Below are 17,128 nucleotides of genomic sequence, written 5' to 3'. Positions count from 1 at the left end.
CACGCCGCCGCGGTAACGCACGGCGGCGGCCGCGGGACTTCACGATTGAGAGCTGTCGCTGGGAGCGCGACCGCGGAAAGGACACACCGGTGCCCATGCATACACAGCGAATCGCCGCGCGCGTGGCCGCTCGAGCGCACGTGGACGTCGCCGTCGCCCTGGCAAGTGGGTTTCTCGGGACGCTGGCGATGACGATCATCATGTACGTCCTGCCGGCGCTGGGAATCAGCCAGGTGGAGCTGCCGATCTGGGTGGCCCGCCTGTTTGTCCGCGATGCGGCGCACGCGGCGGCCCTCGGTCTCGCGCTCCACGTCCTCGTGGGATCGGCCTACGCTCTCCTCTATGCATTCCGGATCGAGCCGCGCCTGAAAGTGAGAGCGGCCTACGGCGGCCTCATGCTGGGTCTTGGGTTATGGGCGTTCGCGCAGGCGGTCGCGGTGCCTCTGCTGGGCGCGATCGCGGCGGCCGGCGGAACCGGCGACGGGCCGGGCTTCCTGGCGTTGAATCTGGGCGCAAGCGCCGCCGTCGCGAGCCTGCTCGCGCACCTGGCATATGGCGTCGCGGTGGCGCTCGCGTACGGCTGCCACGCCGGCGCGGCGTGCGGGGACCGGGTACAGGAGTTTTAGGTCGCTCGGCTCGCCCGCTACCGGCGAGCGGACAGGAACGGATGCCGGTCTCGATCCAGAGACCGCACGCTCATGGCTCAACAGCCGGGCGGGTTGGCGTAGAGAGCCCGCACGAACGCCGCGGCTCCGCGCCAGATGCGTGCGAGCAGTTCCATTCCTTCATCTTACGCGCTCGGGCGCCAGGATGCGAGCGACTGTGAGCCTGTTCACAGGTGCCGTCAACGGACCGGCGCCTGTGGGGCGGACCTTTCAGGTCCGCCCTCGCGCCGCGCGGTCAGGTTGGATACACTGTGACGGCCAATGCACACGCGCTCGAGACTGCTGGCCGCCGCTGTTGTGTTCTGGATTCATGTGAACGGGAGCGTGGCGTGGAGCGATCCGCAACAGCCCGGACCCGCGAGGACTGGTCCTGTGATCGATGTGACGCGGTTGGGCCCTCAGGTCGGCGAGAAGGTGCCGGACTTCACGCTGCCGGATCAGGCGGGGCGCCGGCGCAGCCTGTCGTCGCTGATGGGCGAACAGGGGCTCGTCCTGGTCTTCTCCCGCTCCGCCGACTGGTGACCCTACTGCAAGACGCAGCTCGTGGAGCTGCAAGGACGGCTGGATGACGTTCGGAAGAGCGGCATGGGGCTCACCGTGGTCACCTACGACCCCGTGCCGGTCCTCGCGGAGTTCGCCGCGCGTCGCGGTATCACCTTCCCTCTCTTGTCTGACGAGGGATCCGCAACGATCAAGCGGTACGGCATCCTGAACACGACGGTCCCCGAAACAAATCCCGCTTACGGCTACCCGTTCCCGGGCACGTTCGTGATCGACCGGGCGGGAGTCGTCACGGCGCGATTCTTCGAGCGGAGCTACGAGGAGCGCAACACGATCAGCAGCGTGCTCGTCCGGCTCGGCGGCCAGGTGAACGCGACCGCGACGAAGATCACGGCGCCGCACCTTGCAATCACGTCGTATGCCACCGACGCGGTCGCCGCGCCGGGGACGCGCTTTTCACTCGTGCTCGACATCGTGCCGCTGCCGAAGATCCATGTGTACGCCCCGGGGGTGACGGGGTACAAACCGATCGCGCTCAGCGTGCAGCCGCAGCCGGGCCTCGTGGTGCGCGACAGCCACTTCCCGCCCTCAGAGGAGTACGTGTTCGAGCCGCTCAACGAACGCGTGCAGGTGTTCCAGCGGCCGTTCCGGATCGTGCAGGACGTCATGGTGGACCCGTCGCGCGAGGCGCAAGCCGCGCTCGCCGGGAAGACCGGCCTCACCATCGCCGCCACGCTCAACTACCAGGCGTGCGATGACAAGATCTGCTACATGCCGCAGTCGGTGCCACTGACCTGGACCGTCGCCCTCAGGCCGCTCGACCGCGAGCGGGTGAAGCGATAGTTCGCGCTCAGCCCGTGCGGCCGCGATAGCGCCGTGTCAGCCGCAGGCGCGCGATGATCTCGAGCATCCGCGCCGCGGCTCGCACGCTGCCCGTGAGCGAACCCGAGATCTTGGAGCGTCCGGCCGCGCGTGGGCCGGACGCCACCGGCACTTCCACCGTGCGAAAGGCGCGCTCGGCCGCCTTCACCTGCATCTCGATCGTCCAGCCCCACGTCTCGTCGCGCATGTCCAACGCCCGCAGCGACGAGCCGCGGATCGCGCGGAACGGCCCGAGGTCCGTATAGCGGGTCCGCCACAGGCGGTTGATCAGCCAGACGCAGAGCGTCGTGCCGAGCCGCGCGTGCCAGGGCCGGCCGCGCCCGCCGCGCGCTCCGAGCACGAGGTCCGCCTCCCCGCTCGCGATGGGATCGACGAGGCGTGGCATCTCCGCCGGATCCTCGCTGAGATCGGCGTCAACGAACACGAACACGTCCGCGCCCGGGTCGGCTGCGATGCCCGCGAGGCATGCGCGGCCGTACCCCCGCCGCGGAACCCGAACCACCCGCGCCCCCGCTTCTTCGGCGAGCGCCGCGGTGCCGTCCGTCGAGCCGTTGTCCGCGACAATCACCGCGCCCGGCGGGCACGGCACGCGCCGGATCAGCGCCACGATCGAGCCGGCCTCGTTCAGGGCCGGCACGACGACGCGCACGCGGAGACCGTTATCCATGGGCGGCACCCGCCGCGCGGGGAGCAGCCACCGCCCGGTTCGCGAGCACGTACAGCACCGCGGCCGCAGGCAGGGCGAACTCCACGAGCAGCAGCAGGGGCGGGACCGCGAACGGCGCGCCCAGCCGCCGCAGGTACCACACCGGATAGACCGCGAGCACGCTGAGCGTCCAGGCCCACACGGGGAGCGCCGTCCGGCTGGTGGCGAACGGAATCAACCAGACCAGGTACCACGGATAAATGACGGGGGACGCGAGCAGCGCGAGCGACATCGGCCAGGCCCAGGCCTCTGGCGCGCCGACCTCGCGGGTCTTCCGCAGCCAGATCGCGACGATAAGTCCGGTGCTCACCGCAACGGCGGCGATGGCCCTGGGTGGCGCGATGCCGCGCATCGCCTCGAACAGCGGGCCGTTGAAGCGGAAGACGTCCACGAAGGTCCCCATCGATCCGAGCGGCACGTCTCCGCGCGCGATCCAGGCCGTGACGGCCAGGGCGGCGGCGGCGGCCAGCGCCGCGTCGCGCAGGCGAATCCTGCGCCAGTACAGCGGCGCGAGCACGATCGGCAGCGGCTTGACCATCACGGCCGCGGCGAACGCGAGGGCGGCGAGGGTCGGCCGTCTGTGCAGGAGCGCCAGCCACGACACGACCAGCGCGAGCGCGCCGGCAAAATCCAAATGGGCGCCGGAGGCGCCTTCGAGCGGCACGAGTGGATGCCAGGCGTAGAGGAGCGCCCATCCCACCGGCCGCCCCGTCGCGCGGAGAATCAGGACGAGGACCAGCACGATCGCCGCGTCGCTCACCAGCGCGGCCACCCGGAACCCCGTGATCGATTCGCGTACGGCGGTCACCAGGCGAAAGTAGACCTGCGCCGCCGGCGGATAGATCGTCGGCAGCCACGCAGCATCCACGCCGCGCGTCACCTCGGAATGCAGCGCCGCGAGCGCCTCGTCGTCAGGACGGGTTTCGTACGGGCTCAGGCCGGCCGACGAGACACGCGCATCCCACAGGTACCGCACGGCATCGTGCGCCGTCGCGTCGGGCAGCGCCAGCATCGGCGCGCGCCAGGACAGCGCGAGCGCGCAGCAGATGACGAGCGCGCGCGTCTCCAGGGCGCCGTTCGCGACGAGCCGAACGGCCGCCCACACGTAGCCGGCGACCGCAACCGCGACGGCCGCCATGAACAGCGGCTCGCCGGACTGCGGCGCCAGCCACGCGAGAGCCCAGAACGCTGCAGCGATCGTCGCGGCCGGCGCCACCAGCCCAGTCCACGCGGGGCCGCGCGCCGCGCTGGCCGGCAGCCGCGTCACTTCCGTCGCTTGACGGCCGGCCAGTTGGCGTCGGCCTTCGCGATGACGCCGGCCGCGTCCTCCTCGAACGCTGCTTTCGCCTGGGCATCCGAAAACAAGTACGTGCGCCCGTTCCGGAGCGCGAACACCCTGGGATTCGACCGGAGCTTCACGCCCATCGACACTCCCGTGGCGGAGAAGCCGTCATAAGCCGGCAGGTACCTGGCCGGCGCGAACGACGCGGCGGCGGTGGTGGCGAGCAAGGCGGTGGCGATCCCGATGGACGCCAGATGTCTGCGCATGACGGTCACTCCTCGAGGCTGTCGCCAGCCTGCCGCCTCACGCGGCCCGCCAGCGGTATCTGCTGAACAGTCCGTGCGGCTGGAGAGGCGTTACGGGGCGGCCACGTCATTCGCGTCGCCTGTGACCCGGCTCACAGCTCGACTCAGACGCAGCAGCTCATCTTCGACACGTCATGCGTGAACGACATCGCGACCAGCTTGATCGCCTCCGAGAGCGTCGGGAACATCGGAAGCGAGTCGGCGACCTCGTGCAGCGTCAGCCCCCGGCCGACGATGAGCGCCGCCTGCGCGGCAAGCTCGCCCGCCTGCGGCGCGAGGATGTGCACGCCCATCACCTGCTTGGTCTGCGGGTGTACGGTCATCTTGATCAGCCCCTCGGTGCGCCGCATGATGATCGCCTTCGGCACCGCCTCGAACGAGAGCGTCCGGCATTCGCACGCGCCGAGCCGCTGCAGCTGCGCGTCTTCCGTGAGGCCGGCGCCGGCCAATTGCGGATCCGTGAATACCGTGTACGGCACCGTGTCGTAGTCGAGGGTCCGGGCGGATCGCTGGAGCGCGTTCTCGGCCGCGAGCGTGCCCTCCCGCGCGGCCGTGATCTCCAGGCGCATCGGCAGCGCCGCGACGTCGCCCACGGCGAAGATGTCGGGCTCGCTCGTGCGGAACGTGCTGTCGACGCGGATCGCGCCCCGGCCGTCGCTCCGCACCCCGGCGCTCCGCAGGCCAAGGCCGGACGTGTTGGGCGTCTTGCCTGCGGCCAGCAGGATCTCGTCGACCACGATCCCCCGCGTTGCGCCGTCCGCCTCGTAGCTGGCGCGCTTGCGTCCACCCCCGCACTCGACCGACCGCACGGCGGCATCGGTCACGACCGTGATGTTCTCGCGCGCGAGCACTTCCATCAGCCGCCGTGCGAGCCGGGGCTCGGTCCGTGGAAAGATCGTCGCGCCGCGCTGGAGGACCGTCACCTGGGTGCCGAACCGCGCGAACAACTGCGCGAACTCCAGTCCGAGCGCGCCGGCGCCGATGACGAGCAGGGTGGCGGGCGGGCGCTCCAGGCGCAGCGCCTCGATGTGCGTGATGAACCCCGCCGTGGCGAGGCCATCGATCGGCGGCACGGTCGCCGTCGAGCCGGTGGCGATGATGAACTTTGCCCCCTTCACCCGGCCGCCGTTCACCTCGATCTCGCGCGGCGAGACGAAGCGTCCCTTGCCCTCGATGTGCGTGACGCGGCGGAGCCCCGCGAGCACGTGCTCGTACTTCTCGGCACGGAGCCGGTCTACCAGCGCCAGCTCGTCACGGACGAGGGTGGCGAAGTCGACGCGCGGCGAGTCGATCTCGATGCCCGGCACGCCGTGGTGGCGCGCGGCGTGCGCGATCTCCCCGGCCCAGAGGAGCGCCTTCGACGGCACGCACCCGACGTTGACGCAGGTGCCGCCCAGTGGCAGGCCGCTGTTGACGAGGGCCGTCTTCGCGCCCAGTTCGTCGGCACGAATCGCCGCGGCGAAGGCGCCGGCGCCTCCGCCGACAATCACGAGGTCGTAGGTGGCCATCATGGGGCCCGTTACGGCTTCTTCTTCACGACTTCCGCCTTGAAGCCGGATTTCTCGCTGACGGCCTTCGCGATCGCGTCCGGCGAGGTCTTCGCCGGATCGTAGGTGACCTCGGCGCTCCCCGTCTTGTACGACGCGGTCACCGATTTCACGCCGTCGATGCGCTTGGCCGCCATCTTCACGGCCCCCTCGCAGCCGCCGCAGGTCATCCCCGTGATCTTGAGCTGGCAGACGGCCGCCTTGCCCTCGTCGCGGCTCTCTGCGAGGGCATGCGGGGCGAGCGACAGTGCGGCAACGACGAACGCGAGTGTCCAGAAACGCATGACGTGTCTCCTCTCTCTCCTCAGAACAAGTGCTCCGCGTAGTAGGGAAATGCGGCGATCAGCGCCACGACCGCTGTCGCAATCCACAGCAGGATGCGCGCCTTGCGGTTCGCGCCCGGCGCGCACGTGCCGTCCTCGCACGTGTCCGCGCGGCGGCCGTACGTCCGATAGAACGCCGCGCCCAGCAGCGCCGTCGTCAGAAGGAGGAACACCGGGCGAACGGCGTCGAGCTTCGTGCTCGCCGCGGCGAGCGCCCCGGAGCCGAGGGCCGCGAACGCGACCGGGCCGATGCAACACGCGGAGGCGACGACCGCCGCGACGATGGCGCCGATGCTGGCTTTCACTTGCGATTCCTCCTCAACCGGTCGACGACCGGGCAGTCAATGTTCTCTTTCCGCTCCAGCGCGCGGTCGCAGTCATCGAGCGCTCCCCGGAGCGTGCGCCGGAACGACGCGAGTTCCTTCAGCTTCGCCTCGACGCCGTCCAGGTGGTGCGCCAGCACCGCCCGCACGGCCCGGCAGTGCTCGCGCCCGCGGCCGGCGCCTGGCGTGAGCAGTTCGCGGATCTCCCGCAGCTCCAGCCCGAACCCCTTGGCCTGCCGGATGAACCACAGGCGCGCGACGGTGTCGGGCGGATAGACGCGGTACCGGCTCGCCGTGCGCGGCGGCGGCGGCAGCAGGCCCAGCCGCTCGTAATAACGGACGGCGTCGGGCGTCAGCCCGCTAGCCGCGGCAACGGCGCCGATCCGGAGCGCGCCGTTCGATGGTCTCGACTTGCCCGTCACCGTTACACTCCAGTCCCAGGCTCCACCGCCGCCGCCATGCGGGTGACCGCGGCGGCCAGGTCGCCGAGGCAGCACGTGCCTTTCGGGTTGCGAACCTCGCAGGCGCAGCGGCCCGCGCGAATGTGATCCGTCACGCGCGCGACGGCGTGCGAGCCTCCGCCGCGCGCGATCTCCGTGCGGATGTCCGCTTCGTTCTCGCCGAAGCAGTAGCATATCGTCCGCGCGCCCGCCGGCTCCTTCTGCCAGACGGGGACGCGCACGTCGGCCCGCGCGAAGGTACGGCCCGCGCCGGCAAAGTACACGACGTCACAGGCCGAATCGAGGCACAGGCGGTAGGATGCGGGCTCCAGGCGGGCCAGCGCCGCTTCGGTCAGCAGCGCCTTGACGGTCTCCAGTTCGACCGGAGCCCCCTTGGAGCCGCTGCTCGGGCATGCCTCGGGCGGACGGGACGCCGTCTCGCACGCGTTGGACTGGCAGCAGCTCGACATGGATCCTCCCTTGCTGGATCCATTGTCAGGTCTGGAGTGGACTCCAGAGTCAAGCGCGTTTTGCGGCCCGGGCCGCGGCGGAGAGTACAGCAGGTTGGCCGCGACCACGGGCGGCGCCTGCATGAGGCGCGGCGGCGATCGCCGCGATCGCTCGACCGCGTCGGTCAGGCCGATCGCCCGCCGCCCACGCGCGACATCCTGCTCCACGGCGAGCTGGTCGTGCGCCAGTCCGCGCGACCCGGCAAGCGAGGCTCACGCCCCGCGCGCGGAGGTCGCCGCACCTGCGGGAGCGAGCCGCATCTCCAGGTAATCGACGAAGCGCTCGAACGGATCGAACCCGACGATCGACACGGCGTCGGTCACGAAATTCGAGAGCGCGTTGACGTCGTAGAAGTACACCTCGCCATCCCGGTCGTCGACCAGGTATTCGATGCCGCAGACATCCAGGCCTGCCGCGGCGGCAATCGCGCGCGCCTCGTCGCTCACGCGGGCCGGCACCTGCACGGCCTCGATGTCCATCGCCGGCTTCACCGGGCAGAACCCTTCCAGCGTCTCGGCGGGCGTCTGGCACACGTCGGCCGGGCACAGGTTGAAGCCGTGGCCGGCGGGAGGCGTGAGCCGGATGGCGTACAGCACTTCTCCATCCAGGATCTCCACGCGCACGATCGACGATCCGCGCGCGGGGAGAAACTCCTGCACGAGCGCGACGCGGTCCACGCCGAGATCCAGCGATCCGTCCGCGACGGCGTCCTGGAGCGCCTCGGGCGAATCGAACCGGCGGATGCGGGCGCCGCTCCCGCCGATGTTGGGTTTCACCACCACCGGGAACCGGAGCCCGGCGGCCGCCGCGGGCGCAGCGTCCGCGTGATTGATCACGCGGCTCGCCGGGTACCGCAGCCCGAGCTGCTCGAGCAGGTCGAGCTGGCGCGATTTCGAGATCTCGAGCGCGTACGCGCCCGGGCCGTTCACGATCGAAATGCCGCGGGCCGCGAGGTAGTCCAGGTACGCCAGGGTCGCGTGGATCGCGTGTCCGTGCCCGCGCAAGTACGCGGACGGGCTCATGCGGTTGACGAGCAGCGAGAAACCGGGCGCCGCCGCGGGATCCCAGGAGAGATTCGCCGCGTCGAGTCGCTCGTAGGCCAGGCCGCGGCGGTCGAGCGCGCGGAACAGCGGCGCGAACCACTCGGGATGTTCGTACAGGACACCAATGCTCATGGCGGTCTCCGGAAAACGGCCTCGCCTGCTGCCTGCTGCACGTGGCGGGCCGGATCAGTTCGCGTTCGTGTGTCGAGGAGAAATAACGGGGGCAGAGAGGCGGTCCGCCGCGCGGAGCGCCTCTACCGACAGATACAGCGAAGGCCGGAAGAAACCCGTCGCATGGACCGGATATTAGCGTTTCTCGTCATATTGATCAACGGACCGGCAGGGAGATCGCCCATTGAAGGGAGATCGCCGATTGATCCCATTGATATGACGCGATGAACGTCCGCGCGCCGCCTTGACTTGGCGCGCCGCGTCCGGCATAGTCGAGACCATCATGATGACGTGCACCTGCGCGTGTTGTCGCCGGCCCTCCGGTCCGGTACGCGCTGCGTGCACGCGGGTCGTGCAACCGTAACGACCTCATCCCCGAAATCGCAGCCGGTCCAAGGCCCGGAAGGCCTTTTTTCTTTTCCTCGTGCGGAGGCCATCATGGCAGTTTGGTTCGAAGACAACTCGCGATCGATCGGACGGACCCCTCTCGTTCGTCTCAACCGGATCGCCGACGGCGCCCCGGCGACGATTCTTGCCAAGATCGAGGGACGCAACCCCGCCTACTCCGTCAAGTGCCGGATTGGGGCGGCGATGGTCTGGGACGCCGAACAGCGCGGCCTCCTGGGACCGGGCACGGAAATCGTCGAGCCGACGAGCGGCAATACGGGTGTCGCGCTCGCCTTCGTCGCGGCCGCGCGCAACATCCCGATCACGCTCACCATGCCCGAGACGATGAGCATCGAGCGGCGGAAGCTGCTGGCGGCCTACGGCGCCACGCTGGTGTTGACCGAGGGGGCGCGCGGCATGCCGGGCGCCATCAAGAAGGCGGAAGAGATCGCCGCGTCCGATCCCAAGCGGTACGTCCTGCTGCAGCAGTTCAAGAACCCGGCGAACCCGGCGATTCACGAGCAGACCACCGGGCCGGAAATCTGGGATGACACCGACGGCGCCGTCGACGTTCTCGTGTCGGGCGTCGGCACCGGCGGCACGATCACCGGCGTCTCGCGCTACATCAAGCACACGCGCGGGAAGCGGATCGTGTCGGTGGCGGTCGAGCCGAGCGACAGCCCGGTGCTGACGCAGAACCGCGACGGCCGGCCGATCCAGCCGGCGCCGCACAAGATCCAGGGCATCGGGGCGGGGTTCGTCCCCGACGTGCTCGATCTCTCGCTCGTCGATGCGATCGAGCAGGTCACCAACGACGAAGCGGTCGACTGCGCGCGCCGGCTGACCCGCGACGAAGGCATCCTCAGCGGCATCTCCAGCGGCGCCGCGGCCGCCGTCGCCGTTCGCCTGGCCCGGCGCCCGCAGTACGCCGGCAAGACCATCGTCGTGGTCCTTCCCGACTCGGGCGAGCGGTACCTGAGCACCATCCTCTTCCAGGGGGTGTTCGACGAGGCGGGGATCGCCATATGACGCACGGAACCGGCGGCAGCGCGCAGGGCGAGCGCGCCCACGGCCACGTGGAGCGCCTCGTCGCCGCGCTGCGCGTCGCCCGCGACGGCGCCCGCGATCCGGATCGCGGCACGGGCGACACGCTGCCGTCCGCGCGCGCGCTCGCCGGGGTTGTCGAGGCGATCGTGGCGGCGCTGTTCCCGAACCACTTCGGCCCGCCGGACATGGGGACCAGCGGGGTGGACCGCTTCGTTCGCGACACGCTCGAGCGGGCGCTCCAGACCCTGCTCGACCAGGTGTGCCGCGAGCTGCGGTGGACGGCCCGCCGGGGCAGCCTCGACGGGGGCGGCATCGACGAGCACGCCGGCGGTATCGTGCGGCAGTTCGCGGCGTCGCTGCCGGGCGTGCGCTCGCGGCTCGAGAGCGACGTGAACGCCGCGTACCGCGGCGACCCGGCCGCGAAGAGCATCGACGAGGTGCTGATTTGCTATCCCGGCGTGAAGGCGATCATGCACCACCGGCTGGCGCACGCCCTGTACGAGCTGGGCACGCCGCTCATCGCGCGGCTCATCGCGGAGGTGGCGCATTCCGCCACGGGGGTCGACATCCATCCGGGCGCGCGCATCGGCGGCAGCTTCTTCATCGATCACGGGACCGGTGTCGTCATCGGCGAGACGGCCGTGATCGGGGACCGCGTGCGCCTGTACCAGGCGGTCACGCTTGGCGCCAAGCGCTTCGAGGTGGACGAGGACGGGGCGCTCGTCAAGGGCACGCCGCGCCATCCGATCGTCGAAGACGACGTCGTGATCTACGCCGGCGCGACGATCCTGGGCCGGATCACGATCGGCCGCGGATCGACGATCGGCGGCAACGTCTGGGTCACGAGGAGCGTTGCGCCCGGGAGCCACCTCACACAGGCGCTGGCGCGCATCGAAGTCTTCGACGCCGGGTCGGGGATCTAAGCCCCTGCTGTTCTGCGTAACAGAACTCACGCCGGCCATCAATCAGGCGATCTCTCCAGGTAGCTGACGCCGCTGCGGCGCGTGCGGGCGGAACCCGGCGCCGTGTTCTTCTCAACAGAACTCACCGCGTTTTTGTGGTCGACACGGAATGTCGCGGCGGCTAGAGTGTTCTCGACCCGATGAACCGACGCGACTTCGCGCGATGCCTCGCCTGGGCGCCTTTCCTGGCCTGGGCGGAATCGTCGGACCGCGGCCCGTCCGCGACCTCCCGGCACGTCGAAGTGATCGTCTCGTCGGTCGAAGATGCGCGCGCAGCCGAAGCGGGAGGCGCGACGCGCCTGGAGATCGCCGTGCAGCTGGATCGCGGCGGGCTCACGCCGCCGCTTGCGCTCGTGGGAGAGATCGTCGCGGCGGTGTCCATTCCCGCCAGGGTCATGCTTCGAGAACAGGACGCGCTCGAGCTGGCGGGGCGGGACGAACGAGGCCTCGTGCTCGAGAAGGCGCGGCAGCTTGCGGCGTTGCGGGTCGAGGGCCTCGTGACCGGGTACGTGCGTGAGGGGCGCCTGGACCTCGACATGCTTCGGGCGATCTCACGCGCGGCCCCGTCGCTGCACCTGACCATCCACAACGCGATCGAGCGCACGGCAGATCCTCCCGGTGCCATCGAGGCGCTCGCCTCGCTGAGCGGCGTGGATCGCGCACTCGTCAGCGGCGGCTCATGGCGTCCGCTCGCCGAGCGGATCGCGCGCTTGCAGACGTATCGGATGCGACTGCGCGCCGGGTGCGAGCTGATCGCCGGCAGTCTCACCCTCGACGTCGTGCAGGCGATCCGCGACGCGACGGGCATCCGCGAGTTTCACTTTGGCAGCGCGGTCCGGACTCCGGAGGAGTCTTTTCCGCACGGGACCGTGGACGCGCGAAAGGTCGCGCGCGCGCGGGAGCTGGTGTTCGCGGGAGCCTAGGAGGAGCCTGGATGCATCGCCGGCAGTTCGCCGCATTGTTCTGCGGGGTCGTCGCGGCGCCCTGGCCGGCGTTGCTGCGCCGGCTCCCACCGGCGCGCGCGAGCGCGCACCCGGTCTTCCAGCCGGAGTCGGCGAGCGCGCAGGTCCCCCGCCTGCAGGCGCACCTGAGAAGCCTGATCGAGCTGAAGGAGGATCAGCTCCTCGCGGCCATCCCCGCTCGCAGCGGGTTCACGGCCGTCGACTGCCCGAACTGCGACGAGGGCGCACAAGGCGCGCAGCTGCAGTGGCGGATAGAGGATCCCTCGGTCGTGGTGTGCCGCTACTGCGGACACCGGTACCCCAGCCGGCAGTACCCCGACGACCGGGTGCTGGAGATCCGCGATCCGCTGGGACGGCTACAGGCCTATCCGTACTACGAGGACTCGTCAGGCCGGAAATACTTCTTCCAGGCGCGCGGATGGCGGATCGCCCGCGACTACTTCATGCTGGCCGCCTACGACCTCGCGCAGGTTTTCCATTTCACCCGCGACGCCGCATGCGCCCGCAGGGCGGCCCTCATCCTGGATCGATTCGCAGAGTTCTATCCCGGTTTTCTCGTGACGCGCGAGCCCTCGGTCTGGGACAAGGGTTTTCAGCACGCGCCGCCCTACGACACGCAAGGCGGCAAGTGGGGACGGTGGTACTACGATGAGCTGCCGACGCCCCTGATTCGCGCGTACGACCTGATCTACGACAGCGGGGAGATCGAGAGGCTCGGGCGCGAGCGCGGCATGAACGTGCGCGCGCGGATCGAGGATGGCTTCTTCCAGGCCGCGGCCGCGCACGTTCGCGCCTACCCTGAGCCGTACGCGAATCCGAGCCCGAGGATCTACGAAGGCCTGGCCGTGCTCGGCCGCGTGCTTGGCGATCCCCGCGCTGTTCATGAAGCAATGCGGCGCCTGCAGGGGCTGTTCGCGACAGCCTTCTTCTTTGACGGGATGTGGAGGGAGGGCACGTTCGGGTACCACGACATGACGATGCGAGGCGCGCAGCGCGCGGTTGCAGCGCTCGCCGGGTACTCGGATCCCCCAGGCTATCGCGACCCCACCGATGGCCGCCGGTACGACCGGCTGCAGCCCGAACGCGAAATCCCGATGTTCGCACGGGCCGCGCGCGCGACCGGCAAACTGCGATATCCCGACGGCCGGTATCTCCCCGTCCACGATTCCTGGGGCCGGCTCCGAGGCGCGTATCTGAAGGCGGACCCCCTCGAGTCCTCCGCCCCCGCGCTCTGGCCTGCCATGGGGCATGCCTATCTCGGTCGTGGTCGCGGCGACGCACAGGTGCAGGTGCACCTGCACTTCGGCGGCGGCTACGGCCACGCGCACAACGACAGCCTGAACCTGGCCCTGTTCGCTCACGGAGAGGAGCTGCTTCCCGATCTCGGCTACACCCACACGCGCTATCGCTCCTGGACGCGCAGCACCCTTGCGCACAACACGGTCGCCGTCGACGGCGAGGAACAGCACACGGGATCCGAGGCGCAGCCATCGGACGGCAACCTGCTGGCGTTTCACGCGGCCGGTGACCGTTTCCAGCTCGTCGAAGCGTCGGGTGAACGGGCGTATCCAGGCCGTGTCGAGACATACCGGCGCGCGCTCGTGCTCGTGGGAATCGACGACGACCATGCCTACGTCGTGGATGTGTTCCGCGTCGTCGGGGGGCGCCGGCATGAATGGGTCCTGCACGGGAGCGCCGACCGCGATCAGTCGCTCGCCGTGGACAGTCCACTCACCCGCCGTGGCGAGACCCTGCTTCCCGCCGGCGTCCGCCTGACGCCACCCACGAGCGAAGAGGAGAGCGGGGCCGCAGAAGGACACAATCCGGCGTACGGCTTCCTGCGGGACGTGCGCTCGGGGCCGGCACCTCCGGTCCTCGCTGCCACCTTTCGGTCAGGCGATGGGAGCGGCGCGTCGCTCGGCGTGCATGCGCTGGCGCCGAACGACACGCAGGTCTTCACCGGCCGTGCTCCTTCAATCCGCCTCGCCGACGAGGACGATGCGCGTGTGGATCGCGTGTCGATGCCGTGGCTGCTGTTCAGGCGCGAGGGGGCGCGAGTGTCGAGTACGTTTCTGTCGATCCTGGAGCCGTTCTCAGGCGAGGCGCTCATCCGTCAGGTCCGTCCCCTGCCGGTCGAAGGCGAAGGCATTGCGCTGCACGTCGAAGGTCGCGATTGGACCGATCTCATCCTCTTTCGAAATATCGCGGAGGCTCGCACGCCCGCCCGGGTGCCGTCGCACGCCCTGCGCACCGATGGCCGGATCGCGTGGGTGCGGCAGCGTGAAGGACACGCGGCCGAGATGTGTCTGATCGGCGGCACCGAGCTCAGCACCGGCCGGGACACGTTGCGATCCTTCGGCCGCGTCTCCGGCCGGGTGTCGCGCGTATTGCGCAAATCGGCCGGCGATGAAGTCGACGCGCTTGAAGTGCTGGGGTCGTTCCCGGCGCAGGTGGACGTGGCAGGCCGCACGGCGATCGTGCGCTACGGCGACGGCAGCACGTACGGCCACACCGTGGCCGGGCTGCGGCGGCACAACGGCCGCACGTTGCTGCTGCTTGACGGCGAGCCCGGATTCGAGCTCGATGCGGCAGGCGCCGCCGCACGGTTTCTCTTCTTCCCGCGCAGGGAGATACGCGGCCCGGTGACCTGCGCTGTGGAGGCTCTGGCCAGCACTGAAACACGAGGACACGTATGACCGGTTACTCGACAGCGGAAATCCTCGGCAGCGTCGAAGGCGGCGTGCCAACCCGCGAGCTTTACAAGGAGGACCTGCCGACGCCGTGCCTCCTTCTCGATCTGGACGCGTTCGAGTCGAACGTGCGCAGGATGCACGGGTTTCTGACGGCCGCGGGCCAGGGGATTCGCCCCCACGCCAAGACACACAAGTGCCCGGAAGTCGCGAAGCGGCAGATCGCGGCAGGGGCGTCCGGCATCTGTGTCGCGAGAATCGTGGAAGCGGAAGCGATGGTGCGCGCGGGCATTCCGGGGATCCTGATCAGCAGCCCCGTGATCGGCAGGAATGCCGTCGGACGGCTGATTCGTCTGGTGAAGACCCGGCCCGACTTGATGGTCGTCATCGATCATCCCCGGGGAGCGGCCGATCTGGCTGACGCGGCGGAGGTGGCCGGTGTGGTGCTCAACGTCGTTGTCGATCTCGACGTGGGGCTGAAACGCACGGGTGCTCTGCCGGGCGAGGGGGCGGCGGAACTCACCGAATCACTCCTCAAGCGGAAGAGCCTTCGGTTCTCCGGCCTGCAGGCATTCGCCGGCTGCACTCACGTGCAGGGATTTGAGAAACGGCGCGGCGTCTCGCTGGACATGATGGGCAAGGCCGTGAGGACGCGCGAGCTGCTGGAAAGCCGCGGCATCGAAGTACCCATGCTGAGCGGCGGCAGCACCGGCACGTACAACATCGACTCCGAGCTTGCCGGCGTGACCGAACAACAGGTCGGCTCCTACGTCTTCATGGACGTGGACTACCGGGCCATCGGCGGTCGCGACCGTCCGGTGTTCGACGACTTCCAGCCGGCGCTCTGGGTGCTGACGACGGTGGTCAGCCGGACTTATTCGGAGCAGGCGACGGTCGACGCGGGCCTGAAGGCGTTTGCCACCGATCGGCCGTACGTGCCCGAGGTGAAGGGGCTCTCGGGTGTGCGCTACGGGTTCGGCGGAGACGAGCACGGGCGGCTCTTTCTGGAGCACCCGAGCCGCGAGGTCGAACTCGGCGATCGGCTCGAGCTGATGGTGACCCACTGCGATCCGAACGTGAACCTCTTCGAGCAGATGTTCTGCACGCGCGGCGAGCGCGTCGAGGCAGTGTGGACGGTCGAGGCCCGGGGACGCGGGTGACCGTGATGAAGATACGTCTCGCGGCAAGCGCGCTCGTGTGGCTCGCGCCCGTGCTCGCGGTCGTCGCGATCGCCGCCCCCGCGAAGCAGCCTCTCCACGCGGTCCTCTTCATCATCGACGGCCTGAGCTTCAAGGCGCTGGATCGGATCGCACTCCCCCACCTGCAATCGCTCGTCGCGCGCGGCACATACTGCGCGCGCTCCTACAACGTGATGCCGGCGCACCCGAAGACGGGCGACTGGAGCACGCTCCACCGGTCGTCGATTCCCAATCCGGTCATCCTCGCCGGCACGGTCCTCCTCCGACGCGATCAGCGGTACGTCCAGCAGTCGTTCTTCCCCGCCCGCCTCACCGCCCACGCCGCCAACGACGTCGATTACTCGGCGCTCAACGTCGGCTTCAATCTGACGTTCATGGCCGGCAGCGACGACAGTCCCGTGCACGACGACGAGACGATGCACTGGGCGATCGAGTTCCTGCGACGCGCGCGCCCGGCCTTCATGCGCGTGCACCTGCAGGACACCGGCAACGCGGGCGCGCGCAGCTACGACGAGACGAACCGATCCGTCCCGTGGTTTCGCGACATCTGGGCCGAAGGCTCGCCGTATCGCCGTGCAGCGGCGAGAGCGGACGAGCACCTTGGGGCGTTCATGGCGGAACTCCAGTCGCTCGGATTGAGCGACAGCACCGTGCTGTTCGTCACAGCCGACCACGGGCAGTCGGACGCGGGCTGGCATCCGTACGATGACGAGGATGGATGGACGATGCCGCTCGTCATCGCCGGCCCTGGCGTGAAGACGGGCCAGCGACTCGAGTACTCCGAACAGACGGACATCGTCCCGACCCTCTGTCATTTGATGAAGGTGCCGCCACCCGCGAACGCCGATGGCCGGATCCTGGCCGAGGCGCTGATCGATCCCCCGCGTGACGTGCCACCCCGGCGTCAGGACCTGAAAGATCTGAACGGCGTGCTCCGCGAGGGGGACGCGCTGATCAAGCGATTCCGGACGGACGCGGCGCGCCTGGCCGGCAAAGGTGACCGCTTTGCGGTGCTGGAGCGGGACTTTTACGGGATCGAGCGAATCCTGGAGTGGCGCCGGTTCGCGAGCGTCGCGGAGCTGGTGGAGCACAACCGCCGCGTGGCAGGCGAGCTGGCGAAGCTCGCCGGGAGCGCCGAGCCGCGTCCCTGACCGGCCGGGGTTGATTCGCGGCGGCCATCGAG

18 protein-coding genes are annotated in these 17,128 nt (G+C 69.6%); 9 read left to right on the top strand and 9 right to left on the bottom strand.

Going from position 1 to position 17,128, the window contains the following annotated elements; all coding sequences use genetic code 11:
* Positions 1-95 precede the first annotated feature (95 nt).
* The 3 genes from HYU53_13690 to HYU53_13680 all read left to right on the top strand — a co-directional run bounded on the left by HYU53_13690 (position 96) and on the right by HYU53_13680 (position 2,009).
* A complete protein-coding gene (locus HYU53_13690) occupies positions 96-626 on the top strand; it encodes a hypothetical protein (GenBank protein ID MBI2222245.1) in 531 nt (176 codons plus the stop codon).
* A gap of 411 nt (positions 627-1,037) precedes the next feature.
* The gene (locus HYU53_13685) at positions 1,038-1,187 is read left to right on the top strand and encodes a redoxin domain-containing protein (GenBank protein ID MBI2222244.1); all 150 of its coding nucleotides are present in this window, start codon (positions 1,038-1,040) and stop codon (positions 1,185-1,187) included.
* Positions 1,188-1,208: 21 nt separating this feature from the next.
* Entirely contained in the window at positions 1,209-2,009 is an 801-nt protein-coding gene (locus tag HYU53_13680; protein ID MBI2222243.1) for a redoxin domain-containing protein, read from the top strand.
* Positions 2,010-2,016: 7 nt separating this feature from the next.
* Here the strand turns inward: HYU53_13680 and HYU53_13675 are convergent, their stop codons facing one another.
* The 9 genes from HYU53_13675 to HYU53_13635 form a co-directional block, all read right to left on the bottom strand.
* Complete coding sequence (locus HYU53_13675) at positions 2,017-2,715, bottom strand: glycosyltransferase family 2 protein (GenBank protein MBI2222242.1); 699 nt, start codon at positions 2,713-2,715, stop codon at positions 2,017-2,019.
* Entirely contained in the window at positions 2,708-4,021 is a 1,314-nt protein-coding gene (locus HYU53_13670; protein MBI2222241.1) for a DUF2029 domain-containing protein, read from the bottom strand. The genes HYU53_13675 and HYU53_13670 overlap by 8 nt, the downstream gene beginning before the upstream one ends.
* Positions 4,018-4,302, bottom strand: coding sequence for a hypothetical protein (locus tag HYU53_13665; protein ID MBI2222240.1), 285 nt, complete (start codon positions 4,300-4,302; stop codon positions 4,018-4,020). The genes HYU53_13670 and HYU53_13665 overlap by 4 nt, the downstream gene beginning before the upstream one ends.
* Before the next feature lie 143 nt (positions 4,303-4,445).
* Positions 4,446-5,852 (bottom strand): mercury(II) reductase, encoded by a 1,407-nt coding sequence (gene merA / locus HYU53_13660; GenBank protein MBI2222239.1) that lies wholly within the window; start codon positions 5,850-5,852, stop codon positions 4,446-4,448.
* A gap of 8 nt (positions 5,853-5,860) precedes the next feature.
* Positions 5,861-6,172 carry a heavy-metal-associated domain-containing protein gene (locus tag HYU53_13655; protein MBI2222238.1) on the bottom strand — a complete coding sequence of 104 codons (312 nt, stop codon included), beginning with the start codon at positions 6,170-6,172 and terminating at the stop codon, positions 5,861-5,863.
* 20 nt (positions 6,173-6,192) lie between these two features.
* On the bottom strand, positions 6,193-6,516 hold the full coding sequence (locus HYU53_13650; protein MBI2222237.1) for a mercury transporter MerT: 324 nt from the start codon (positions 6,514-6,516) through the stop codon (positions 6,193-6,195).
* The gene (locus HYU53_13645; protein MBI2222236.1) at positions 6,513-6,956 is read right to left on the bottom strand and encodes a heavy metal-responsive transcriptional regulator; all 444 of its coding nucleotides are present in this window, start codon (positions 6,954-6,956) and stop codon (positions 6,513-6,515) included. The genes HYU53_13650 and HYU53_13645 overlap by 4 nt, the downstream gene beginning before the upstream one ends.
* Positions 6,957-6,958: 2 nt before the next feature.
* The gene (locus HYU53_13640; protein MBI2222235.1) at positions 6,959-7,444 is read right to left on the bottom strand and encodes a copper chaperone Copz family protein; all 486 of its coding nucleotides are present in this window, start codon (positions 7,442-7,444) and stop codon (positions 6,959-6,961) included.
* A 252-nt stretch (positions 7,445-7,696) separates the two neighbouring features.
* Positions 7,697-8,659 carry a hypothetical protein gene (locus HYU53_13635; protein ID MBI2222234.1) on the bottom strand — a complete coding sequence of 321 codons (963 nt, stop codon included), beginning with the start codon at positions 8,657-8,659 and terminating at the stop codon, positions 7,697-7,699.
* A 477-nt stretch (positions 8,660-9,136) separates the two neighbouring features.
* Between HYU53_13635 and cysK the strand changes: the two genes are divergently transcribed.
* From cysK to HYU53_13605, 6 genes are all read left to right on the top strand, one after another.
* On the top strand, positions 9,137-10,114 hold the full coding sequence (cysK, locus tag HYU53_13630; GenBank protein MBI2222233.1) for a cysteine synthase A: 978 nt from the start codon (positions 9,137-9,139) through the stop codon (positions 10,112-10,114).
* Complete coding sequence (locus tag HYU53_13625; GenBank protein MBI2222232.1) at positions 10,111-11,055, top strand: serine acetyltransferase; 945 nt, start codon at positions 10,111-10,113, stop codon at positions 11,053-11,055. Before cysK ends, HYU53_13625 begins: the two co-directional genes overlap by 4 nt.
* Before the next feature lie 179 nt (positions 11,056-11,234).
* Positions 11,235-12,017: a hypothetical protein gene (locus tag HYU53_13620; protein MBI2222231.1), complete on the top strand. Its 783-nt coding sequence runs from the start codon at positions 11,235-11,237 to the stop codon at positions 12,015-12,017.
* A gap of 11 nt (positions 12,018-12,028) precedes the next feature.
* Entirely contained in the window at positions 12,029-14,752 is a 2,724-nt protein-coding gene (locus HYU53_13615; GenBank protein ID MBI2222230.1) for a heparinase II/III family protein, read from the top strand.
* Positions 14,749-15,906: a DSD1 family PLP-dependent enzyme gene (locus tag HYU53_13610; GenBank protein ID MBI2222229.1), complete on the top strand. Its 1,158-nt coding sequence runs from the start codon at positions 14,749-14,751 to the stop codon at positions 15,904-15,906. The genes HYU53_13615 and HYU53_13610 overlap by 4 nt, the downstream gene beginning before the upstream one ends.
* A gap of 5 nt (positions 15,907-15,911) precedes the next feature.
* The gene (locus HYU53_13605; protein ID MBI2222228.1) at positions 15,912-17,096 is read left to right on the top strand and encodes a sulfatase-like hydrolase/transferase; all 1,185 of its coding nucleotides are present in this window, start codon (positions 15,912-15,914) and stop codon (positions 17,094-17,096) included.
* The last annotated feature ends 32 nt before the right edge of the window (positions 17,097-17,128 follow it).

The organism is Acidobacteriota bacterium (assembly GCA_016184105.1).
GTDB lineage: Bacteria > Acidobacteriota > Vicinamibacteria > Vicinamibacterales > 2-12-FULL-66-21 > JACPDI01.
The sequence above is the reverse complement of the archived record's forward strand: the minus strand, read 5'-3'. Positions and strand labels throughout refer to the sequence as shown.